The organism is Brevundimonas sp. (genome assembly GCF_965278935.1).
Classification (GTDB): Bacteria; Pseudomonadota; Alphaproteobacteria; order Caulobacterales; family Caulobacteraceae; genus Brevundimonas.
In genome coordinates this window covers 1,602,139-1,622,704 of record NZ_OZ257124.1, presented here as the reverse complement: position 1 = coordinate 1,622,704, position 20,566 = coordinate 1,602,139, and the positions used below count along the sequence as shown (strand labels likewise).

The 20,566-nt window shown below is 68.6% G+C and carries 21 protein-coding genes; 9 read left to right on the top strand and 12 right to left on the bottom strand.

Annotation, left to right across the window (positions count from 1 at the left end; genetic code table 11):
• Nucleotides 1–30: 30 nt before the first annotated feature.
• The 3 genes from ACQY68_RS07955 to ACQY68_RS07945 are packed head-to-tail and all read right to left on the bottom strand — an operon-like array spanning nucleotide 31 to nucleotide 3,279.
• On the bottom strand, nucleotides 31–1,842 hold the full coding sequence (locus ACQY68_RS07955) for an aminopeptidase P family protein (protein WP_428152499.1): 1,812 nt from the start codon (nucleotides 1,840–1,842) through the stop codon (nucleotides 31–33).
• A 52-nt stretch (nucleotides 1,843–1,894) separates the two neighbouring features.
• Nucleotides 1,895–2,356, bottom strand: coding sequence for a hypothetical protein (locus ACQY68_RS07950; RefSeq protein ID WP_428152498.1), 462 nt, complete (start codon nucleotides 2,354–2,356; stop codon nucleotides 1,895–1,897).
• Nucleotides 2,357–2,409: 53 nt separating this feature from the next.
• Entirely contained in the window at nucleotides 2,410–3,279 is an 870-nt protein-coding gene (locus tag ACQY68_RS07945; RefSeq protein ID WP_428152497.1) for a 50S ribosomal protein L11 methyltransferase, read from the bottom strand.
• Between the two features lie 236 nt (nucleotides 3,280–3,515).
• Here ACQY68_RS07945 and ACQY68_RS07940 point away from each other — a divergent pair, with 236 nt between their 5' ends.
• The gene (locus tag ACQY68_RS07940; protein WP_428152496.1) at nucleotides 3,516–4,004 is read left to right on the top strand and encodes a hypothetical protein; all 489 of its coding nucleotides are present in this window, start codon (nucleotides 3,516–3,518) and stop codon (nucleotides 4,002–4,004) included.
• A 74-nt stretch (nucleotides 4,005–4,078) separates the two neighbouring features.
• On the opposite strand, the gene ACQY68_RS07935 is transcribed toward ACQY68_RS07940, so the two are convergent.
• The 3 genes from ACQY68_RS07935 to ACQY68_RS07925 all read right to left on the bottom strand — a co-directional run bounded on the left by ACQY68_RS07935 (nucleotide 4,079) and on the right by ACQY68_RS07925 (nucleotide 5,857).
• A complete protein-coding gene (locus ACQY68_RS07935) occupies nucleotides 4,079–4,276 on the bottom strand; it encodes a DUF3126 family protein (protein ID WP_409013079.1) in 198 nt (65 codons plus the stop codon).
• A gap of 90 nt (nucleotides 4,277–4,366) precedes the next feature.
• The gene (gene cysE / locus ACQY68_RS07930; RefSeq protein WP_428152495.1) at nucleotides 4,367–5,188 is read right to left on the bottom strand and encodes a serine O-acetyltransferase; all 822 of its coding nucleotides are present in this window, start codon (nucleotides 5,186–5,188) and stop codon (nucleotides 4,367–4,369) included.
• Between the two features lie 18 nt (nucleotides 5,189–5,206).
• The gene (locus ACQY68_RS07925; RefSeq protein WP_428152494.1) at nucleotides 5,207–5,857 is read right to left on the bottom strand and encodes an NUDIX domain-containing protein; all 651 of its coding nucleotides are present in this window, start codon (nucleotides 5,855–5,857) and stop codon (nucleotides 5,207–5,209) included.
• Between the two features lie 45 nt (nucleotides 5,858–5,902).
• On the opposite strand from ACQY68_RS07925, the gene ACQY68_RS07920 reads away from it, so the two are divergent.
• Nucleotides 5,903–6,511 (top strand): nitroreductase family protein, encoded by a 609-nt coding sequence (locus ACQY68_RS07920; RefSeq protein ID WP_428152493.1) that lies wholly within the window; start codon nucleotides 5,903–5,905, stop codon nucleotides 6,509–6,511.
• Here ACQY68_RS07920 and ACQY68_RS07915 read toward each other — a convergent pair.
• The gene (locus tag ACQY68_RS07915; protein ID WP_428152492.1) at nucleotides 6,508–7,221 is read right to left on the bottom strand and encodes a class I SAM-dependent methyltransferase; all 714 of its coding nucleotides are present in this window, start codon (nucleotides 7,219–7,221) and stop codon (nucleotides 6,508–6,510) included. The two genes, ACQY68_RS07920 and ACQY68_RS07915, sit on opposite strands and share 4 nt — an antisense overlap.
• Nucleotides 7,218–8,075, bottom strand: coding sequence for a DUF817 domain-containing protein (locus ACQY68_RS07910; RefSeq protein ID WP_428152491.1), 858 nt, complete (start codon nucleotides 8,073–8,075; stop codon nucleotides 7,218–7,220). Before ACQY68_RS07910 ends, ACQY68_RS07915 begins: the two co-directional genes overlap by 4 nt.
• A 142-nt stretch (nucleotides 8,076–8,217) precedes the next feature.
• Between ACQY68_RS07910 and ACQY68_RS07905 the strand changes: the two genes are divergently transcribed.
• From ACQY68_RS07905 to ACQY68_RS07890, 4 genes are all read left to right on the top strand, one after another.
• Nucleotides 8,218–8,565, top strand: coding sequence for a hypothetical protein (locus ACQY68_RS07905; protein ID WP_428152490.1), 348 nt, complete (start codon nucleotides 8,218–8,220; stop codon nucleotides 8,563–8,565).
• Nucleotides 8,566–8,661: 96 nt separating this feature from the next.
• Complete coding sequence (locus ACQY68_RS07900) at nucleotides 8,662–9,810, top strand: efflux RND transporter periplasmic adaptor subunit (RefSeq protein WP_428152489.1); 1,149 nt, start codon at nucleotides 8,662–8,664, stop codon at nucleotides 9,808–9,810.
• A gap of 2 nt (nucleotides 9,811–9,812) precedes the next feature.
• Nucleotides 9,813–12,998: an efflux RND transporter permease subunit gene (locus tag ACQY68_RS07895; protein ID WP_428152488.1), complete on the top strand. Its 3,186-nt coding sequence runs from the start codon at nucleotides 9,813–9,815 to the stop codon at nucleotides 12,996–12,998.
• Nucleotides 12,999–13,143: 145 nt separating this feature from the next.
• Nucleotides 13,144–14,211, top strand: a complete 1,068-nt coding sequence (locus tag ACQY68_RS07890) for an alpha/beta hydrolase (RefSeq protein ID WP_428152487.1) — start codon at nucleotides 13,144–13,146, stop codon at nucleotides 14,209–14,211.
• Here the strand turns inward: ACQY68_RS07890 and queF are convergent.
• Together queF and ACQY68_RS07880 are read right to left on the bottom strand one after the other, a co-directional pair.
• Nucleotides 14,193–14,654: a preQ(1) synthase gene (gene queF / locus ACQY68_RS07885; protein ID WP_428152486.1), complete on the bottom strand. Its 462-nt coding sequence runs from the start codon at nucleotides 14,652–14,654 to the stop codon at nucleotides 14,193–14,195. The genes ACQY68_RS07890 and queF overlap by 19 nt on opposite strands.
• A 48-nt stretch (nucleotides 14,655–14,702) precedes the next feature.
• Entirely contained in the window at nucleotides 14,703–15,389 is a 687-nt protein-coding gene (locus ACQY68_RS07880; RefSeq protein ID WP_428152485.1) for a DUF805 domain-containing protein, read from the bottom strand.
• Between the two features lie 139 nt (nucleotides 15,390–15,528).
• Between ACQY68_RS07880 and ACQY68_RS07875 the strand changes: the two genes are divergently transcribed.
• From ACQY68_RS07875 to ACQY68_RS07865, 3 genes are all read left to right on the top strand, one after another.
• Nucleotides 15,529–16,461 carry an NAD(P)H-dependent flavin oxidoreductase gene (locus ACQY68_RS07875; protein WP_428152484.1) on the top strand — a complete coding sequence of 311 codons (933 nt, stop codon included), beginning with the start codon at nucleotides 15,529–15,531 and terminating at the stop codon, nucleotides 16,459–16,461.
• Between the two features lie 11 nt (nucleotides 16,462–16,472).
• A complete protein-coding gene (locus tag ACQY68_RS07870; protein ID WP_428152483.1) occupies nucleotides 16,473–17,159 on the top strand; it encodes a TorF family putative porin in 687 nt (228 codons plus the stop codon).
• Between the two features lie 115 nt (nucleotides 17,160–17,274).
• Nucleotides 17,275–17,886 (top strand): fasciclin domain-containing protein, encoded by a 612-nt coding sequence (locus ACQY68_RS07865; RefSeq protein WP_428152482.1) that lies wholly within the window; start codon nucleotides 17,275–17,277, stop codon nucleotides 17,884–17,886.
• Between the two features lie 36 nt (nucleotides 17,887–17,922).
• Here the strand turns inward: ACQY68_RS07865 and ACQY68_RS07860 are convergent, their stop codons facing one another.
• Together ACQY68_RS07860 and ACQY68_RS07855 are read right to left on the bottom strand one after the other, a co-directional pair.
• Nucleotides 17,923–19,101: a trans-sulfuration enzyme family protein gene (locus ACQY68_RS07860; RefSeq protein WP_428152481.1), complete on the bottom strand. Its 1,179-nt coding sequence runs from the start codon at nucleotides 19,099–19,101 to the stop codon at nucleotides 17,923–17,925.
• Nucleotides 19,102–19,105: 4 nt separating this feature from the next.
• Nucleotides 19,106–20,509 carry a pyridoxal-phosphate dependent enzyme gene (locus tag ACQY68_RS07855; protein ID WP_428152480.1) on the bottom strand — a complete coding sequence of 468 codons (1,404 nt, stop codon included), beginning with the start codon at nucleotides 20,507–20,509 and terminating at the stop codon, nucleotides 19,106–19,108.
• Nucleotides 20,510–20,566: the final 57 nt, after the last annotated feature.

The window sequence follows — 20,566 nt, the reverse complement described above, 5'->3', positions numbered from 1 at the left end:
ATCGGGTCTCACCTCAGAACGCGCAAGGCCTCAAAGCGGCGCGCACTGCGCTTCCAGCCAGGCCTTCACCTCGCCGTCCAGCAGCGGCCCGACCTTGGCCAGTGTCTCGGCGTGATAGGCGTCGACGTAGGCCCGCTCGGCCTCTGTCAGCAGGGCGACGTCGATCAGCTTGCGGTCCAGCGGCGCGAACGTCAATTGCTCGAACCCATGCATGGGTCGCTCGCCGCCGGGGATCGGCTCGGGCGCGGTGACGACCTGCAGCGTCTCGATGCGGATGCCCCAGTGACCCTCGCGGTAGTAGCCGGGCTCGTTCGACAGGATCATGCCGGTCAGCAGCGGTTGGGTGTTCACCGCCTTGGCGATCCGCTGCGGGCCCTCGTGGACGCCCAGATAGGAACCGACGCCGTGGCCGGTCCCGTGGTCGTAGTCGAAGCCCGCCATCCACATCGGCGCACGGGCGAGCGCGTCGAGCTGGTGCCCGCTGGTCCCGACCGGGAAGCGGATGACGGCCATGGCGATGTGGGCCTTGAGCACCAGGGTGAACATGCGGCGCTGGTCGGCCGAGGGTTCGCCAATCGCCATCGTCCGGGTCACGTCGGTCGTGCCGTCCAGATACTGGCCGCCGCCGTCAACCAGCAGCAGGGAGCCCGGCTCCATCTTGCGCAGCGTACGGGTGACCGGCTTGTAGTGCGGCAGGGCGGCGTTCGGCCCGACCCCGGCGATGGTGTCGAAGCTGAGGTCCTTGAGCGCACCCGTCTCCTCGCGGAACCGCTCCAGCGCCTCGACCACGCCTCGCTCGTCGGGCAGCTCGACCTGGGCGACCGTGTCGACCCAGTGCAGGAACCGCGCGAGGGCGGCGCCGTCGCGGATATGGGCCTGACGCGACCCCTCGATTTCGACGGCGTTCTTTGCCGCACGCGGCAGGGCGCAGGGATCCATGCCGCGAACGACGGTCGCTCCGACCAGTTCCAGCCGGTCGAAATACCAGGCCGAGGACTGGGCCGGATCGATCAGGACCTTGAACCCCTTCATCCCCTCCAGCCCCTGACCGAGCGCGTCGGGGTTCATCAGGGTGACGTCGTCGCCCAGCCAGCCGGGCAGTTCGTTGGTCACCTTGGCGGGATCGAGAAACAGCATGGCCGTGCCGTTGGCGGCGACGATGGCCTGAGCAAGCGGCAGGGGCGAACGGATCACGTCCCCGCCCCGCACATTGAACAGCCAGGCGATCGACGACGGCGCGGTCAGGACGACGGCGTCGGCGCCGGCCGCCGCGACGGCCTCGCCGATGCGCTTGCGCTTCGAGGCGCTGGTCTCGCCGGCGTAGCGATCCTCATGCGGCACGACCGGAGCGGCGGGCTGGGCCGGCCGCGCCTCGGCCCAGGCGGCGTCGACGGGGTTGCTGTCGATGGGTTTGAGACTCGCTCCAGCTTTGGCGGCCGCTCGCTTCAGCGTCGAGAGAGCGTCAGGGCTGTGGAGGCGCGGATCGTAGCCGATCAAGGCCCCCTTCGGCGCGCGCTCCAGATAGGCGGGCACTCCGCCCTCGACGAGGTCGAGAATCTCGAACTGCCCCGCATCGACCTGTGCCCGGACCTGAACGGTGTAGCGGCCGTCCGCGAAGACGGCGGCCCTGTCCTTCATCACCACGCCGGCGCCCGCCGAGCCGGTGAAGCCGGTCAGCCAGGCCAGCCGGTCGTTGGCGGCCGGCAGATACTCGTTCTGATGCTCGTCCTCGTGCGGCACGAGGAAGCCGTCCAGCCCCTGCTGCGCCATCGCGGCGCGCACGAGCGGAAGATGTTTCGCCCCGAAGGACGGCGAGGTGGTTTCGTCGAAGGACTGGCGCATGCCGCACGCATAGCGCCCCCTCCCGCTTCTGGGGAAGGGGCGAACGCGCGGATCAGTTCTGTGGCGTCGTGCTGGTGATGACTGCCGAGCCCGAAGTCGGCGCGGGCTGGCCGGCGGGGACGGTGATGATCACCGGGGCCGGCTGGGTGGCGGCGCGAGCGATATCGGAGCGAGCCTGGCTGGTGGCGCGGGCCGCCTCGGCCTGGGCGCGCGCGGCGTCCATCCGGGCCATGTCGACGCTCTGCTGGGCGCCGGCGATCTGCCCCTGGACCACGGCCTGATCGGCGCGCGCCTGGGCCGCGACGGCGTCCGCCTGGGCCTGGGCCAGCAGAACCTCGGTGTCGTCGTCGCGCCCGCCCGAAGCCAGAATCCAGATCACGGCGATCAGGACGGCGGCGGCCAGACCGCCCGCGATCCACCATCCGGTGCTCGACTCGCGCTGGACGATGACGGTCTCGGTATAGATCGGGTCACGCACGACGGGGTCGGGCGGCAGGTTGGGGTCATAGGTCACGGGCAGTCCCTCCAGTTGAGCTGGAGGAACGGCCCCGCTTGTGCCTTGTTCCGTTATGCCATCCGGCGGAGCACCAGCGCGCTCCACGCATCGCGGTGGATCCGCCGTTCCAGCCTGAAGCCCCGCGACAGATAGGCCGCCGACACACGTCGCTCCTGCGTCCGCAGCAGGCCCGACAGGATGGCCACACCGCCGATGCGCAGGCTCATCTTGATGTCCTGCGACAGGGCGACCAGCGGCGGAGCCAGGATGTTGGCGAACACCAGATCGTAAGGGGCGCCGGCTCTCACCTTCATGTCGTTCAGGCCCGAGGCGTGGACGAACTTCGCGTTGGCCTGGTTCAGTTTGGCGTTCTCGTTGGCGATCCGCACCGACGGCGCGTCGATGTCGGTGCCGACGGCCAGAGCCGCCCCCGTCCGCGCCGCCGCGATGGCCAGCACGCCCGTGCCGCAACCTACGTCCAGCACCTTCTCGAACCGCTCGCGCTTCAGCAGCTCGTCATAGGCCACCAGACAGCCGACGGTCGTCCCGTGGTGGCCGGTCCCGAAGGCGGCGCCCGCGTCGATCTTCAGATTCACGGCGTTCGGCGGCACCCGGCCCTGATCGTGGGCGCCGTAGACGAAGAACCGTCCCGCCCGCACCGGCGGGAGACCCGACAGCGACATGGCCAGCCAGTCGGCGTCGGCCAGAGGCTCGACCTTGAACGTCACACCGGGATGGTCGGCCAGACGCGCGGTCAGGGCCTCGACTTCTTCTTCCGAGGTCGGGAAGGCGTCGATGCGCCAGATGTCGCGATCCTCGTCTTCCTCGAGAATCGAATAGGTCGCGCCTTCCAGCAGGATGTCGGAATCGATGGCTTCGGCGGCCGCTTCGGCGGCGGCGCGAGAGCCGCGCGCGATTATCTGGACGGGGTTGTGGGACATTTATTCAAACACCGGTATCATTGCGAATCGATACTATTGAGTTTGCGCCCGTGCTCTCCCGCATCGGTCGCGATCGTTCCAACCGAGGGGTCGGGGAATACATGGCCAAGTCACCGTCTACTGCGTCGCCCAAAGCGCCAGCGTCCGCTTCCAAGCCTAAAGCAGCCGCGAAGTCGACCGAGAAAACGGCGAAGCCTGCTGCGGCCAAGCCCGCGGTCGCCGCAAAACCGGCTGCCGTGAAGGCCGCTCCGGCTCCGAAAGCCGCCGCGAAGCCCGCCGCCAAGCCTGCTGCGAAGCCGGTCGCGAAGGCTCCCGCCGCCAAGGCCGCTGCGCCGAAGACCACGGTCAAGGCCGGCGCGCCCAAGGCCGCCGCCAAGGCTCCGGCGAAGGCCGCCAAGCCCGCTGCTGCGAAGGCTCCGGCCAAGGCGGCTCCGAAGCCGGCTGCGAAGAAGCCGGCCGCCAAGCCCGCCGCTCCCAAGTCCGCGGCGAAGCCCGCGGCGAAGGCTGCTCCGGCCGCCAAGCCTGCTACCGCCGCCGCCCCCGCTCCGAAGCCCGCCGTCGCTCCGGCCCCCGCGCCGAAGCCGGCCGTGACCGCTGCGCCTGCGGCCGCGCCGAAGCCCGCCGTGGCTCCGGTCGCCGCCGCCCCGGCCCCGAAACCGGCCGCGCCCGCACCGAAGAAGGGCTTCTTCGACAAGCTGGCCGACGCGATCTTCGGCAAGCGCTGAAACCAGCGGCCTGAAACGACAAACGCCGGGCGGTTCGCACCGCCCGGCGTTTTCGTGTCCGATATGCAGCTGGATCAGTCGGCGGGCAGGTCTTCCGCCAGGATCGCCATCTCGAACATGAAGCTGCCGTCCTCGTCCTCGTCGTCGAAGACGACGCCGATGAACTCGTCGCCGACATAGACCTCGGCCGAGTCGTTCACCTTGGCCCGGGCCTTCACGATGATGCCGCCGGTGTTGAAGGTGCGCTTCAGGTGCGTCTCGATACGCTTCATGTCTGCTTCGTTCACGGCGGGCCTCGGTGGTCTGGATTGAAGGCGCGGACCCTAGAGAACCGACCTCGCGAAGGAAAGCCCGGGCAGACCCTAGATCACGAAGTCGTAGACGACGTCGGCCAGCGTATGGTCCATCGTCCGGGCGGGCGTCGCCTCGGTCGGACAGTTGACCAGCCGCGCGGGCACTCCCGCGACGGTGCAGCCCGCGGGTACGGGCTTCAGCACCACCGATCCGGACGCGACCTTGGCGTAGTCGCCGACCGCGATGTTCCCGAGCACCTTGGCGCCCGCGCCCAGCAGGACGCCCTTGCCGATCTTCGGATGGCGATCGCCGCGTTCGGCGCCCGTCCCGCCCAGGGTCACGCCGTGCAGCATCGAGACCTCGTCGCCGACCACCGCCGTCTCACCGATGACGATGCCGGTGCCGTGGTCCAGGAACAGGCCCGACCCCAGCTTCGCGCCCGGATGGATGTCGATCTGGAACAGTTCGGAGATGCGGCTCTGGAAGTGGAAGGCCAGGGTCTCCCTCCCTTGCGTCCACAGCCAGTGAGACACCCGCGACGCCTGCAGCGCCTGGAAGCCCTTGAAGTAGAGGAACGGCTGCAACAGCGTCTTGATCGCCGGATCGCGCTCGGCCACGGCCTGCAGGTCGGCCTCGGCCGCCGCCACGATGCTTGGGTCCGACCAGTAGGCGAAGGCGCAGACCTCCCGCACGCTCATGGGCGCCAGTTCGGCGTCGCCGATCTTGCGCGCGATCTGGAAGCTCAGGGCATTGGCCAGGTCGAGGTGCGACAGGATGGTCGCGTTCATCAGCGACCCCAGATGCGGTTCGCTGCGCGCGGCGTCCTCGGCGGAGGCCCGGAGCTGGGTCCACACGCTGTCCTGCGACGACACGACTTCAAGCTTGGGCATGACCGGCTCCATTCCCCATCATACCCGCGTCAGCATGGCGTGCGCCAGCCAGCCCGGGATCAGGGCCTCCCTGGCCATATGATACGCCCTGAGCGCCGTAACCACTGTAAACGTGTCGCGCACCGCACCCCGGTCGATCTCGCGCATCAGGGTCGTGAACGGAACGCGCGCCAAGGCTATGACCTCGGTCGGGTCCGGGTCCTTCTCGACCTCCGACAGATCCCAGCACAGCCAGGCGATGGCCCGCTCGTCGGTGATGGAGTTCGACATCTCCATCCGCAGCACCTCGCGCCAGGATTTCGCCGCCAGTCCGGCCTCCTCGGCCAGTTCCCGTTTGACCCCGTCCAGCGGATCCTCGTCGTAGGGCGCGCCGCCCTCCGGCATCTCCCACGAATAGTTGGCCAGGGCGAACCGCGCCTGACCGACCAGGGTCACGGTCCCGTCCGAATGGATCGGTAGCACCCCCACAGACAGATTTTTCGGCCGCATGACGACATAGGTCGCCTCGGCCCCCGTCGGCGCCGTCGCCGGATGGGAGGTCAGCCTCAGCCACGGATTCTCGAACACGGTCGCGTCGCCGTCGCTCCTCCACGCCGGTCGCGAGGGCGGATTCGCGTCCCACGAAGGCAGGGGCCGGTCGGCGTCGAAGTCGTCGCGAGAGTCGCTCATCCCGCGCATATGGCGCCGCACGCGTCGAACGCCTAGCTAGGCGGTATGACCCTCCCTTCTCCCGTCGACCTCGGCGCGCCCCTCCCCTCCCCGACCCCGTCGCCCGAGATGCTGGTCCGGCTGGCCACGCGCCGCTCCGCCCCCGCCCAGGCCCTGACCGCGCCCGGTCCGGACGCCGCCCAGATCGCCGACATTCTGACGCTGGCCGCCCGCTCGCCAGATCACGGCAAGCTCTTCCCCTGGCGCTTCGTCGTCATGGGGCCGGTCAGCCGCACACAGGTAGCGGAAAAGCTCGCCGCCATGGCCGTCGACAAGGGCCTGCCGCCCAAGGCCCGGGGTGTTCTGGCCAAGCTGACCGCCGCTCCGACCACAGTCCTCGTGATCTCGACCGCTGCGCCCGCGTCCAAACCCGTCTGGGAACAGGAACTCAGCGCCGGCGCCGTCTGCATGAACCTGGAACATGCCGCGTCGGCCTTCGGCTTCGCCTCCAGCTGGATCACGGACTGGTACAGCTACGACGCCGACGCCCTGCCGCTGTTCGGCGTGCGCGGCGGCGAGAAGGTGGCCGGCTTCATCCATCTCGGCACGGCGGTCGAGCCGTTGCTGGAACGGGACCGGCCGGACGTCGCGGCCCTGACGACCACCCTGCCCTAGGGCTTCACCCACTCCATCATCATGAACCACGGCGCGCGGTCATAGTGCGCCTGCCGCGCCGGATCGCCGCCGTGGGCGCGTGGTTCGGCGAAATGGGTCAGCGTCAGCCCCTGCTCCAGCAGCAGCGTCATGTAGGTCGACAGCGGTCGGTGCCAGTTCTGGATGCGGATGCCCTTCCACGCGATCCACCCGGCCTTCTCCACCAGATAATGGTCCATCGCATGGGCCCGTCGTCCGTCCGACAACGACACCCAGCCCAGATCGTTGGCGTCGGCGGCGGAGTTGTAGCCCGCCAGATTGGCGATCAGCAGCCGTCCGCCCGGCGCCAGCACCCGCGCCATTTCGGCGATCGCGGCGCGCACGTCGGGAATGTCGATCAGGGTCAGGTAGCTGACCACCAGGTCGAACGCCCCGTCCTCGAACCCGAGCGCCTCGGCCGCCTCGACACGATAGTCCCCGTCGGGGTCCAGCCTTCGCGCATGGTCGATCAGGGCGGCCGTCGGATCGATGCCGACGGCCGCGACGCCCTCGGCGCTCAGCATCCGGCAGAACCGTCCCTCCCCGCAGCCGACGTCCAGCGCACGTCGATACGATCCGCGCCTCACCCGTTCCAGCATCGGCGCATCCATGACCCAGCGACGCCCGAAGTCCCCTTCCTCGCCCTGCGACGCGACCCAGGCGTCAGCCGATTCCGCCCATCCGTCGCTCATCGCGGTTCCTCCTCCGGGCGGTGGACCAGCGACACCATCACCACCGAAATGATCATCAACAGGAACCAGCTGCCGAGCTTGGCCATGGACACCATCTCCCACCCCGCCTCCTGCCCCGGATAGGCCCAGGCCTTGGCGAAGGTGCCCAGGTTCTCCGCGAACCAGATGAACAGGGCCACGAGGAAATAGCCGAGCAGCAGAGGCATCTTCAGCCGCATCCGGTCCGCCGTGAACCAGAAGCATCCTCGCCCGAACAGCAGGGCCGTCGCCACGAACAATCCGACCCGAATGTCCGGAAGCCAGTGGTGGGCGAAGAAGTTGACGTAGATCGCCGCGGCCAGAACCCAGGTCGTCCAAACCGGCGGATACCCGCGCACCCGGATATGGAAGATCCGCTGCACCCGCGCGATGTATGACCCCACCGCCGCATACATGAAGCCCGAGAACAGCGGCACGGCCCCGATCCTCAGCACCGAGTCCTCCGGATAGACCCACGACCCGTGCGCCGTCTTGAACAGCTCCATGATCGTCCCGGCGATGTGGAACAGCAGGATGACCCGCGCCTCCGCCCAGGTCTCCAGCTTCAGCCCCAGCATGGCCGCCTGGATCAGCACCGCTCCGACGACCAGAAAGTCGTAGCGCGACACCGGGCTGTCATACGGCCACAGCAGGAAGGTCGCGAGGATCAGGCCCAGCATCGCTCCGCCGAACAGGCAGGCGTAAGCCTGTTTCAGCCCGAACCACAGGAACTCCAGCAATCCCCGCCGCCACGGCGAGGGCTCCGCCCAGGCGTCCGCCGCCGCCAGCACGCGACGACCCCAGGCTTCCAATGGCAGGCGAGACGATCCGATCATCGGACCAGCCTAGGGGGGCAGACCGGGTTCGGCATGAGGAAATCCTGAGCTTTCCCCAAAATCGGCGCCGACCCGGTCATGCGTCCATAAGTCCAGCCCGGCCCCGATGGCTCCTCATGCGAACCATGCTATGGCGACGTCGATGCTTCGCTTCCTGCGCAAGATGATCGCCCGCATGGGCCTGGCCGGCGCCGTGGTGCTGTGCCTGTCCTTCGCCGCGCCTGCCTTCGCGGCCCACGCCTGCATCGACGAGAACTGCGCCCCCGCCGGCCAGACTGCGTTCGAAACCCCTTCCGACGCCGACGACGCCTGCCCCGACTGCGGCCCGGCCTGCGCCAACGGCTGCTGCCACGCCCAGCATGCGGCGACCGCGCCTGAACTCGCCGCGCCCTCGTCCCCGCCCCTCACCGTGCGGGCGGAGATATGGCTCCACGAGGCCGCGCCGCCCCTGGCCCGACCCGCCGGTCCCGACCGCCCTCCACGCGCCTGATCCTCGACCGGACCCGGTCCGGTTCGTCCAGAACCCGCGGCCTCGATGCCGCGCGTCCCCCACTGGGCCCGACTGCGCGTCGGGCGAGGATCAAAGATGCAATCGCAGAAACACTGGCTGATGACCGGCGCCGCCGTCATTGCCGCCCTGGGCGTCGGCTTCGGCGCCGCCCAGCTCCTGAACCGGCCCGCCGCCGAACCCGCCCACGCTGAAGAAGGGCACGAAGACGCCGAGGCCGGGGGCGCCGTCGTCGCTCTGTCGTCCGCGCAGGCCGCCGCCGCCGGCGTCACCGTCGTCGCCTTGCAGAGAGGCGGCGGAGCCGAGCTGAAACTGCCCGGCCGGGTCGACTTCGCCCCCGGGGCCGAGGCCGCGGTGGATGCGCCGCTGGCCGGCGCCGTCGCGCGGGTCCACGTCGGCCTCGGCGACCGCGTCTCCGTCGGTTCGCCCTTGGTCACCCTGCGCAGTCCCGACGGCGCCGCCTCCCGCGCCACGGCCGACGCCGCCTCCGCCTCCGCCGACGCCGCCCGCGCGGCCGAAACACGTGACCGTAGCCTCTTCGAGCAAGGCTGGGTCTCCCAGGCCCGTCTGGACATCACCGCCGCCGAGGCTCGTCGCGCCGAGGCCGAACTGCGCGCCGCCCGCGCCCGCGTCGGCGCCTACGGCGCACCCGGCGCCGACGGCATGACCGTGGTCCGCAGCCCGATCGCCGGCGTCGTCACCCGTATCAGCGCCGCCCCCGGACAGGTCCTGCACGAAGAGGCCCTTCAGGTCGCCGCCGTCGCCGATCCCCGCCGCGTCGAACTGGTCTTCGAGGCTCCGCCCTCGGCCGCGGCCCTGCTGCGCGTGGGCGACCGGCTGGAGAGCACCCTCGCCGGAGCCAGCGCCGTCTCCGGCGTGGTGACCGCGATCGCCCCCGCCAACGAGGCCGGGGTCGTCATCGTTCGCGCCCGCCCGGACGGAGCCCTCCCGCCCGCCGGCTCCGTCCTCTCGGCCCGCATCACCGCGGGGACCGGAACCGGAGCCTTCGTCGTCCCGCTCGACGCCGTTCAGACCATCGAGGGCGTCCCTTCCGTCTTCGTGGTCGAGGCCGACGGCTTCCGCCCGCACCCCGTCGTCACCGGCCGCACCTCCGACGGCCGGATCGAGATCGTCTCGGGTCTGACCGGGTCCGAACGCATCGCGGGCGCCGGCGCCTTCCTGCTCAAGGCCGAACTGGCCAAGGGCGAAGCCGAGCACGGGCACTGATCATGCTGGATCGCATCATCGACGCCTCCGTGCGTTTCCGCTGGCTGGTCGTGGGCCTTGCCGTCGTCCTGGCCATCCTCGGCGGGCGCGAGCTGCTGCGCCTGCCCATCGACGCCGTGCCCGACATCACCAACCGTCAGGTCCAGATCACCACCGTCGCCCCGGCCCTCGGCCCCGAGGAGGTCGAACGTCAGGTCACCTTCCCGCTGGAGACCGAACTCGCCGGCCTGCCCGGCCTGATCGAGACCCGGTCGCTCTCGCGTCACGGCTTCTCCCAGATCACCGCCGTCTTCACGGACGCGACCGACATCTATTTCGCCCGCACCCTCGTCAACGAACGGCTCCAGTCGGCGCGCGAGGACCTGCCCGAAGGCCTGTCCCCCTCCATGGGTCCGGTCGTGACCGGTCTGGGCGAAGTCTACATCTGGACCCTCGACTTCACCGGCCCCGCCGCCCGCTCGGGCGTCCCCTACGTCACGCCAGAGGGCGAACGCCTCGTCACCGATCCGGAGAAGGCCACCTACCTCCGCACCGTCCAGGACTGGATCGTCGCGCCCCAGCTGAAGACCGTTCCCGGCGTCGCCGGCGTCGATGTCCTGGGCGGCTACGTCAAGGAATACGCCGTCCATCCCGACCCCGGCCGCCTCGCCGCATACGGAGTCGGTCTGGTCCAGCTGGTCGAGGCGCTGGAGCACGCCAACCGCATCGCCGGCGCCGGCTACGTCAACCGCGCGGGCGAGGCCTACATCGTCCGCGCCGACGCCCGGCTGAAGAGCCTCGACGACCTCGCCCAGACCCCCATCCTCAATCGCGGCGGACAGGTCATCCGCGTCTCCGACGTCGCCGTGGTCGAGATCGGCCGCGCCCCTCGCCTCGGTTCCGCCAGCGCCGATGGCCGCGAGACCGTCGTCGGCACCGCCCTGATGCTCCAGGGCGAGAACTCCCGCGAGGTCGCCCACCGCGTCGGCGAACGCCTCGAAGTGATCAAGGCCAGTCTGCCACCCGGCGTCGTCCTGCGTCCCGAACTGGACCGCACCGACCTGGTCGAGGCGACCATCAAGACGGTCGAACACAACCTCGCCCTCGGCGCCCTGCTGGTCATCGCGGTGCTGTTCTTCGCATTGGGCAACGTCCGCGCAGCAGTGATCACCGCCCTGGTCATCCCGCTCAGCTTCCTGTTCGCCGCCTCCGCGATGAACCGGTTCAACATCAGCGCCAATCTGCTCAGCCTCGGCGCGCTGGACTTCGGCCTGATCGTCGACGGGGCCGTGGTGGTGATCGAGAACACCTTGCGTCGCCTCGGTATCGCTCGCCACGAGACCGGCCGCCCCATGACCGTCGCCGAGCGCCTGTCGATCGCCGCCGCCTCGGCGCGCGAGATGGCCCGTCCCGCCGCCTTCGGTCAGGCCATCATCATGCTGGTCTACGCCCCGCTCCTGATGTTCGAGGGCGTCGAGGGCAAGATGTTCGGCCCGATGGCCGCGACCGTCATGCTGGCGTTGGCGGCCGCCTTCGTCCTCAGCTTCACTTTCGTCCCGGCCATGGCCGCCCTGATCGTCAAGGAGCCGAAAGCGGACCACGAGGAGACACGCCTGACCCGCGCGGCCAAGGCCCGGTACGCCCCCCTGCTCCGCGCCGCCATCGACCGCCCTCGCGCGGTGATCATCGGCGCTGGCGTCGCCCTTCTCGCCGGCGTCATCGCCTTCGCGACCTTGGGCCGAGAGTTCGTGCCCCGGCTCGACGAGGGCGACGTTCTGGTCCAGGCCCTGCGCGTCCCCTCGACCTCGCTCGAACAGAGCCAGGCCATGCAGTTCCGCATCGAGACCACCCTCAAGGCCATGCCGGAGGTCGAACGCGTCTTCACCCGCACCGGCACGGCCGAGGTCGCCTCCGACCCCATGCCGCCGTCCATCTCCGACACCTTCGTCATGCTCAAGGACCGCAAGGACTGGCCGACCCCCGGCGAGCCCAAGGCCGATGTGGTGGAACGGATGGAGGAGAACCTGTCCCACCTGCTCGGCAACAATTACGAGTTCACCCAGCCCATCGAGATGCGGTTCAACGAGCTGATCGCCGGGGTCCGCTCCGACGTCGCGGTCATGATCTACGGCGACGACTTCGCCGCCATGGAGCGCACGGCCCAGCAGGTCGCCACGATCCTGAACGGCATCGAGGGTGCGGCCGACGTCCGCGTCGAACAGGTCTCGGGCCAGCCGACCATCACCGCCAGCGTCGACCGCACGGCGGCAGCGGCGCAAGGGGTCCACGCCTCCGACGCCGCCGACGCCCTGGCCATCGCCCTCGCGGGCCGCTCGGCCGGTCAGGTCAACGAGGGCGACCGTCGCTTCGATGTCGTCGTCCGCCTCGGCGACGCCTTCCGCAACGATCCGACCATCATGGAACAGCTGCCGGTCATGCCCGAGAACGCCGAGGCCGGCGCCCCGACCGTCCCCCTGTCCTCGGTCGCCCGCTTCGATGTCGCAGAGGGGCCGAACCAGATCAGTCGCTCGGACGGCAAGCGCCGCATGATCGTCCAGGCCAATGTTCGCGGCCGGGATCTGGGGAGCTTCGTCGCCGAGGCGCAGTCGAAGGTCTCGGCCGAGGTCACCCCCCCGCCCTCGGGCTGGATCGACTGGGGCGGCCAGTTCGAGAACCTGCAACGGGCGTCGGCCCGGCTCGGCCTGATCGTGCCGATCGTCTTCCTGACCATCGGCGGCCTTCTGGTGATGGCGCTGCGATCGTGGAAGGACGCGGCCCTGGTTTTCGCGGGCGTCCCCCTGGCCCTCGTCGGCGGGGTCCTGGCTCTGGCGCTCAGAGGCATGCCCCTGTCGATCTCGGCGGCGGTCGGCTTCATCGCCGTCTCGGGCGTCGCCACCCTGAACGGCCTCGTCCTGATGCAGGCCATCCGCGAGCGCACCGCGGCCGGCGCCGCCCCGTCGGACGCCGCGTTCGACGGGGCCCTCGCCCGCCTGCGCGCCATCATGACGACGGCCCTGGTCGCGGTGCTGGGCTTCGTGCCGATGGCCTTCGCGTCCGGCGCCGGCGCCGAGGTCCAGAAGCCCCTGGCCACGGTCGTCATCGGCGGGCTGACCACCGCGACCCTGCTGACCCTGTTCGTCCTGCCGATGCTGGTCAGCCTGATGGGCGGGTCCCGGTCCGGATCACGACCGGGCGACACGCCTCGATGATCGACTCGAGAATGGCTCGGCCCGCTGAACGAGGGGATCGGGTCGAGCCATCAGGAAATCTCATATCAGCCATGAAAGATGATCCATTGCGTGCCCACCCGGCATGAACAACTCTCAAGCTCGACATTGTTCAGGATGGCGCGCCATGAGTTTCCTTAAGAGCTTTGCCGGACCCTGCATCGCCGTTCTTGGCCTCACCTGTTGCGACGCCGCGCCGGCTTCACCCCCGGCTCAGACGCCCCCATCCGCCGGCGAACGCGCCGCTGCGCCGCAACTCGACCTCAGCGGCTACGAACCCGGACGCACCACGCGCGTTTGGCAGGGCCCGCCGGGTCTGGAACAGACGCCGCTCTGGCCCGGCGTCGCGCCAAACATGGACGGCGCGGATCAGCCTCCCGAAAGCGTCCTCGTCGTCGACACGCCCGAAGCCCTGACGGGCGGTCGCTCGGAGGCCGTGTTCGACGTCACCCAACCGACGATGACCGTCTATCCGGCGCGCGGCGCCAGCGCACACTCCGCCATCGTCGTCTTCCCCGGCGGCGGTTTCAAAATCCTGGCCATGACCCTTGAAGGCCACGAGATCTGCAACTGGATCACCGCTCATGGGGTCACCTGCGTCCTGGTCAAATATCGCGTGCCGGGCAGCAACCACCACTGGAACGAGGCGTGCCGCTGCGTCATCGATCCCAAGCCTCCGCGCGCCTTGCAGGACGCCCAACGCGCGATCCGCCTGGTTCGCGCGCGCGCGACCGAACTGGGCGTCCAGCCCGACAAGATCGGCGTCATGGGCTTTTCGGCGGGGGGCTATCTGGTCGCCCAGACCAGCAACATCTTTGAGCCGATCTATGCGCCGGTTGACGCTGTCGATCGCATCAGCAGCCGCCCGGACTTCGCCATCGCCTTCTTCCCGGGCCACCTTTGCCGTCCAGGCGATGTGCTCGACCCCGGAATCCGGGTGACCGCTCGCACGCCGCCGACCTTCCTGCTCCAGGCCTGGGACGACCCCGTCGATCCGATCTGCAACTCCACCCTCTACGCCCGCGCCCTGAACCAGGCCGACGTGCCGACCGAGGTCCATCTGTTCGGCCAGGGCGGCCACGCCTTCGGTCTGCGCCGCCCCCACTCGCCCGACACGGTCTGGCCGGGGCTGCTCGAGACCTGGTTGACCCGGATCGGCGTCCTGCCGGGTCCGGCTCAGCCCCGCCCGCGATAGGTCGGCACGCCCTGGTCGGGCAGCCACAGGCCCTCGGGCGGCGCGCCCGTCTGCCAGAAGACGTCGATCGGAATGCCGCCGCGCGGATACCAGTAGCCGCCGATCCGCAGCCAGCGCGGCTCCAGCAGGTCGGCGATCCGCTTGCCGATGGCCACGGTGCAGTCCTCGTGGAAGGCGCCGTGGTTGCGGAAGGCGGTCAGATACATCTTCAGCGACTTCGATTCGACCAGCCAGTCGCCCGGCGCATAGTCGATGACGATGTGGGCGAAGTCGGGCTGGCCCGTCACCGGGCACAGGCTGGTGAACTCCGGCGCCGTGAACCGAGCCAGATACAGGGTGTCGGCATGCGGATTGGGCACCCGCTCCAGCACCGCCTCCTCGGGCGACGTGGGCTGGACGATGTGCTGGCCGAGTTGGGACAGGCCGGAAGTGTCGGTGGTCATGCGGGCGCTTTAGACCCGCATGACCACGACCGCAAAGGGCGCCTCGCCCTAGAAGGTCGCCAAGGGACGTGGCGGCGGACCGTACAGATTGTCGCCCGGCTGTCCCGTCGTGACGCCCAGCCAGATCAGGAAGCCGAGGTTCACGAGGAAGGCCAGGGCCCAGACGCCGCCGGCCGCACCCATGCCGGCCAAGGCGCCAAAGTCGTTGCCGTAGCCGGTGCTGACGATGCCGCCGATAAAGGTCATGGCGCTGAGCACCACCGCAAGCGCCGTCACGCCATACGGAATCGCCGCCAGCCAGCCGGACTTGCCCATGTCGTGCAGACGCTTGGACGAAACGCATATGCCGAAATAGATGCTGGCGAGCGAGACGACGGTGCCGATCGCCGGGATCCAGCCGAGCACTAGGCCAGCGGCGAACAGTATGCCGACGCCGATCCAGTAGTCCTTCTGTCCGATCCGGCCGTTGGCCTCAAGGAACAGGGTCTTCCAGTCGATCGACGCGCCCGAACCTGCCACGCCGGGCGTGTAGCCCGTGCCGATGGCGGGCTGCCCGACCACGACGATGACCTGGGTCGCGACGCCCTCGGCCGGCACGAAGTCGACCTTCATTCCCGGCCGCACCGGCGTCAGTTGCTGCAGATCGGCGCGTGAGAAGCTGTAGCGCTGACCATCGTCGCCGCTGATCAGTCCGGCGCCGGGGCCGTCGTCGTAAGTCAGGATTTCACCGCGCACGCATCACTCCTCTGGATGACCGGGTCGACCTTGGCCGTACCCACTCCTCGAAACTCCTGTGAAGCTTAAAGGATGCGCGATTTGCCTTCCCCCGCGACACCCCGCTAAGCGTAGCGAAACAAGACGCACAGGAAACGCCATGGCCATCCCCGCCTCCCTTCAGAAAGGCCTCAAGCTGCCGGTCATCGAGGCGCCGATGTTCTTGGTCTCCGGGCCGGACCTGGTGGTCGAGTGCTGCAACGCCGGCGTCATCGGCACCTTTCCCTCGCTCAACGCCCGCACCACAGAGGGCTATCGGGAGTGGCTGGTCGATATCAAATCCCGCCTGAACCCCGACGCGGCGGCCTTCGGCGTCAACCATATCGTCCACCCGACCAACCCGCGTCTGATGGCCGACATGATGGTCTCGGTGGAGCATCAGGTGCCGCTGATCATCACCTCTCTGGGCGCCGTGCGCGACGTGGTCGATGCGGTCCACGGCTATGGCGGCGTGGTCTTCCACGACATCGCCAACGTCCGTCATGCGCGCAAGGCGGCCGAGTCCGGCGTCGACGGCCTGATCCTAGTCGCCAACGGCGCCGGCGGCCACGCGGGCATCATCAACCCCTTCGCCCTGGTCAATGAGGTGCGCGAGTTCTTCGAGGGGACCATCATCCTCTCGGGCTGTCTGTCGAACGGCCAGGACGTCGCCGCCGCCCTGATGCTGGGCGCGGACTTCGCCTATATGGGCACCCGCTTCATCAACACGACCGAGGCCATGGCTCCCGAGGCCTACAAGGACATGATCATCGAGAGCGGCGCCACGGACATTGTCCATACGCCCGCCGTCTCGGGCATCCCGGCCAACTTCATGACGAAGTCTCTGCAGGCCAACGGCATCGATCCGAAGTCACTGCCCGAGCACAAGCTCGACATGGGCGACGAGGCCAAGGCCTGGAAGACCGTCTGGTCCGCCGGTCAGGGCGCGGGCACGATCCACGACGTCGTCCCCGCCGCTGAACTGGTCCGGCGTCTCCGCGACGAATATGCGCAGGCCACGGATCAATTCGCAAAGAAGGTCGGCGTCGCCTAAACCGTGGGCGGATGATCCGTTCGTTTGCCCTCGCCGCCGCCCTCGTCCTCGCCCCCCCGGCCACGGCCTTCGCCCAAACCTCCGGCGACTGGTCCTTCGCGCTCGGCGCCGGCAGCGACAACCGCTCCAAGGACGCCTCCAAATCCCGGGGCGACCCCTTCGTCTTCGGTCTGGCGGAATGGTCCAGCGAGGACGGCGTCTTCTACGCCGGCCCATCGTTCGAAACGATCGAATCCTCCACCGGATCGGACCTCGAACTGGACCTGAACGGCGGCATCCGTAGAGATCTGGCGGGTTTCGAGGTCGATTTCAACGTCGCCCACAAATGGCAGGTCGGCGCGGACGACGGCGAGGATGCGGACGCATGGGAGTTCACCGCCGACATCACCCGCGCCATAGGCCCGGCCGAGGCGGGCCTGCAGCTCCAGCACTCCCCCGACGGCACAGGTGACACCCGGGCCTGGACCTGGGTCGCCGCAAACATCGCCTGGGCTTTCACCGACAAGATTTCGGGGGACGCTTCGCTAGGCCGCCGGGAGCAGGACGCCAGCGTCGACTACACCGGCTGGAACGTCGGCATGACTTACGCCGCGACGCCGAACCTGGACGTCGACCTGCGCTACCACGACACCGACGCCGACCCGTCCAATCCGCAATACGCCTCGGCCCTGGTCGCCACCGTCACCGCCTATTTCTGAGGCAGGCGGCCACGTACGCCGCGCCCTGCGCGGTTGTGACACCGCATCCGCCACTCGCCGAAATCCGTTCCTCCAACACGGCCGCGAATGGCGGCCGGCTCAGGAACCTTCAGACATGACCCTCAACCCACTTCGCGGCATCGCCGTCGCCACCCTGGTCTCGGCCGGCCTTCTCGCCTCCGGCTGTATGTCGATGGGCTCCGAGGGGATGGGCGACGGCATGGGCATGAGCGCCTCCGCACAGGCAGACGTCACCGTCGGCGGCGCTCCGATGTATGCCAACAAGACCATTGTCGAGAATGCCGTGAACTCGCCCATCCACACCACCCTGGTCGCAGCCGTGACGGCCGCCGGCCTGGTGGATACGCTATCGGGTCCAGGTCCGTTTACGGTCTTCGCCCCCACCAATGACGCCTTTGCAAAACTGCCGGCCGGAACGGTCGACACCCTGGTGCAGCCCGCCAATCGGGCGACCTTGACGAAGATTTTGACCTATCACGTGGTCGCCGGTCGTCTGTCTGCCGCCGACATCATGCAGCGCATCCGCGCCGGTAACGGTCGTGCGGCGCTGACCACCGTCGAAGGCGGCACGCTGACGGCCTCGATGCGCGGCAACAGCGTCATCGTCACCGACGAAAAGGGAGGTGTCGCCACCATCACCCAGGCGGACGTGTTCCAGTCCAACGGCGTCATTCACGTCACCGACACCGTCTCAATGCCAAACTAGGTCTGCCGACGGAGGGGTTCGCCCCTCCGGTTCGCCCTAACCCAGCGCCTGATCCAGATCGGCGATCAGGTCGTCCAGATCCTCGACCCCGACCGACAGGCGGATCAGGTTTTCGGTCACCCCGCCCGCCTCGCGCACCTCTTTAGGCACCGACGCGTGGGTCATGATGGCCGGGTGGTTGACCAGACTTTCGACGCCCCCCAGCGACTCCGCCAAGGTGAAAACCTGCACCCGCTCCAGCACCTGTTTCGTGCGCGCCAGATCGCCGTCGATGATCACCGTGACCATGCCTCCGTAGCGGCCGTTCATCTGATGCGTCGCCAGTTCGTGCTGCGGATGACTGATCAGGCCCGGATAGATGACCTTCGCCACCCCGCCGCCCGGCTTGCCGATGCGGGCCTCCAGCCAGCGGGCGATGGCCAGCGCATTCTCGTTGTGCGCCTTCATCCTCAGACCCAGCGTCTTCAGCCCCCGATTGGCCAGGAAGGCGTCGAACGGCCCCATGACCCCGCCGATAGAATTCTGAAGGAATTTCAGCTCCTTGGCGACCTCTTCCGAACCCGCCACGAGAACCCCGCCGATGATGTCGGAGTGGCCGTTCAGGTACTTGGTCGCCGAATGCATGACCACGTCGGCGCCCAGAGACAGCGGCCTCTGGCTCCACGGCGTGGCGAAGGTGTTGTCCACGACCAGCAGCAAGCCGTGCTTCCTGGCGATAACCGACAGCGCCGCGATGTCCGCCAGCTTCATCAGCGGATTGGTCGGAGTCTCGGCCCAGATCATCTTCGTTTTCGGCGTAATGGCCGCCTCGACCGCGCTCAGGTCCGCCATATCGACATAGGCGAAGTCCAGCCCCATCGACCGCCTGCGCACCCGCTCGAACAGCCGCCACGACCCGCCGTACAGGTCGTCGCCGGTGACGATGTGCGACCCCGCGTCCAGCAGCTCCAGCGCCGTCGAGGTCGCCGCCATGCCCGAGCCGAAGCCGAAGGCCTGAACCCCGCCCTCGAGGTCGTTGATGCAGGCCTCGAACGCCTCGCGCGTCGGGTTCTTGCCGCGCGCGTACTCATAGCCCTTGTTCACGCCCGGGCTTTCCTGGGCATAGGTCGAGGTGGCGTAGATCGGCGTCATCACGGCGCCCGTCGTCGGGTCCGGCCGCTGGCCCGCATGGATGGCGCGGGTGGAGAAACCCTGGCTGTTCTTGAGCGATGCCATGGGCTTACCGGTTCAGGCTGAGGTGGTTGATCAGATCGACCCGCGCGATCAGGCCGACGAATTTCTCTCCGTCCAGCACGATCGCCACCCGGTCGCGGTCGAACAGCGGGATCAGGGCGTCCAGCGGCTCCGTCACCTGAACCGTGTCCAGATCGCGCGTCATGGCCGAGGCCACCGGCTTGGCGAACCGTTCCTTGCGCGTGATCTCGTCGGTGTTCATCACATGGACCAGATCGCTCTCGTCCAGAATGCCGACCAGACGGCCCTCCTGAATGATCGGCAGCTGCGAGACGTCTGCGCCCCGCATCCGCTTGAACGCGGTGTCCAGGGTGTCGTCCGGCCCGGCCGTGACGACGTCGCCCTTCTCGTACTTGCGGCTGATCAGGTCCGACAGATCGCCCTGCAGCGTTCGCTCGCCGAGCCCCTGGTCGGCCAGCCAGGCGTCGTTGTAGACCTTCGACAGGTATTTCGCCCCGGTGTCGCAGACGAAGGTCACGACCCGCTTCGGCTCCGTCTGCTCCCGGCACCAGCGCAGGGCCGCCGCGATCAGGGTGCCCGACGACGACCCGGCCAGGATGCCCTCCTTCAACAGCAGTTCGCGCACCGTACCGATCGCCTCGGCGTCCGGGATCGAATAGGCCTTGTCGATCAGGCTCATGTCCGCCGTATCGGGCACGAAATTCTGGCCGATGCCCTCGACGGTATAGCTGCCCTCCGGGCTCGGCACGCCGGTGTTGACGATGCCCGCCAGCACCGACCCCACCGGGTCCGCCAGCACGATCTCGGCAGTCGAGCCGACGCTCTTCAGATACTGGGCCACGCCCGTGATCGTCCCGCCCGAGCCGATGCCCGCGACATAGGCGTCGATGTCGTGGCCCATCTGCTCCCAGATCTCCGGCCCCGTCGTCTTCACATGGGCCTCGGAGTTGGCCTTGTTCGCGAACTGATTGACGAAGAACCCGCCCGGAATCTGCTGCGCCAGCCGTTCCGCCATGTCGGTGTAATACTCGGGATGGCCGTGATCGACGTCGGACCGGGTCAGACGCACATCGGCGCCCATGGCCCGCAGATGCTGGATTTTTTCCTTCGACATCTTGTCAGGGATGACCAGCAACACCTTATATCCCTTGGCCTGACCCACGAGCGTCAGCGCCAGGCCCGTGTTTCCGGCCGTCGCCTCGACGATGGTGCCGCCGGGCTTCAACCACCCTTCCGCCTCCGCAGCCTCGATCATCGAGATCGCGATGCGATCCTTGATCGACCCGCCCGGGTTCTGCGCCTCGAGCTTCAGGAACAGCCGGCAAGGCCCGGTGTCGATCTTCGTCACCTCCACCATCGGCGTCCTGCCGATCAGGTCCAGCAGCGAGCCCGTGGGCGCGCTCAGGGTCGGGTGGTCGGACAGGGGCATGGGCTTCGACTCCGGCGGATTCGTTTGGCCCCCGATCTAGGTCGAACCGGGCCGAAT

Bases quoted from the DNA above. Each gene is read 5' to 3' on its own strand.
- ACQY68_RS07955 (WP_428152499.1), bottom strand. From the start codon at position 1,842: ATGCGCCAGTCCTTCGACGAAACCACCTCGCCGTCCTTCGGGGCGAAA.
- ACQY68_RS07945 (WP_428152497.1), bottom strand. From the start codon at position 3,279: ATGTCCCACAACCCCGTCCAGATAATCGCGCGCGGCTCTCGCGCCGCC.
- ACQY68_RS07935 (WP_409013079.1), bottom strand. From the start codon at position 4,276: ATGAAGCGTATCGAGACGCACCTGAAGCGCACCTTCAACACCGGCGGC.
- cysE (WP_428152495.1), bottom strand. From the start codon at position 5,188: ATGCCCAAGCTTGAAGTCGTGTCGTCGCAGGACAGCGTGTGGACCCAG.
- ACQY68_RS07925 (WP_428152494.1), bottom strand. From the start codon at position 5,857: ATGAGCGACTCTCGCGACGACTTCGACGCCGACCGGCCCCTGCCTTCG.
- ACQY68_RS07920 (WP_428152493.1), top strand. From the start codon at position 5,903: ATGACCCTCCCTTCTCCCGTCGACCTCGGCGCGCCCCTCCCCTCCCCG.
- ACQY68_RS07915 (WP_428152492.1), bottom strand. From the start codon at position 7,221: ATGAGCGACGGATGGGCGGAATCGGCTGACGCCTGGGTCGCGTCGCAG.
- ACQY68_RS07910 (WP_428152491.1), bottom strand. From the start codon at position 8,075: ATGATCGGATCGTCTCGCCTGCCATTGGAAGCCTGGGGTCGTCGCGTG.
- ACQY68_RS07905 (WP_428152490.1), top strand. From the start codon at position 8,218: ATGCTTCGCTTCCTGCGCAAGATGATCGCCCGCATGGGCCTGGCCGGC.
- ACQY68_RS07900 (WP_428152489.1), top strand. From the start codon at position 8,662: ATGCAATCGCAGAAACACTGGCTGATGACCGGCGCCGCCGTCATTGCC.
- ACQY68_RS07895 (WP_428152488.1), top strand. From the start codon at position 9,813: ATGCTGGATCGCATCATCGACGCCTCCGTGCGTTTCCGCTGGCTGGTC.
- ACQY68_RS07890 (WP_428152487.1), top strand. From the start codon at position 13,144: ATGAGTTTCCTTAAGAGCTTTGCCGGACCCTGCATCGCCGTTCTTGGC.
- queF (WP_428152486.1), bottom strand. From the start codon at position 14,654: ATGACCACCGACACTTCCGGCCTGTCCCAACTCGGCCAGCACATCGTC.
- ACQY68_RS07875 (WP_428152484.1), top strand. From the start codon at position 15,529: ATGGCCATCCCCGCCTCCCTTCAGAAAGGCCTCAAGCTGCCGGTCATC.
- ACQY68_RS07870 (WP_428152483.1), top strand. From the start codon at position 16,473: ATGATCCGTTCGTTTGCCCTCGCCGCCGCCCTCGTCCTCGCCCCCCCG.
- ACQY68_RS07865 (WP_428152482.1), top strand. From the start codon at position 17,275: ATGACCCTCAACCCACTTCGCGGCATCGCCGTCGCCACCCTGGTCTCG.
- ACQY68_RS07860 (WP_428152481.1), bottom strand. From the start codon at position 19,101: ATGGCATCGCTCAAGAACAGCCAGGGTTTCTCCACCCGCGCCATCCAT.
- ACQY68_RS07855 (WP_428152480.1), bottom strand. From the start codon at position 20,509: ATGCCCCTGTCCGACCACCCGACCCTGAGCGCGCCCACGGGCTCGCTG.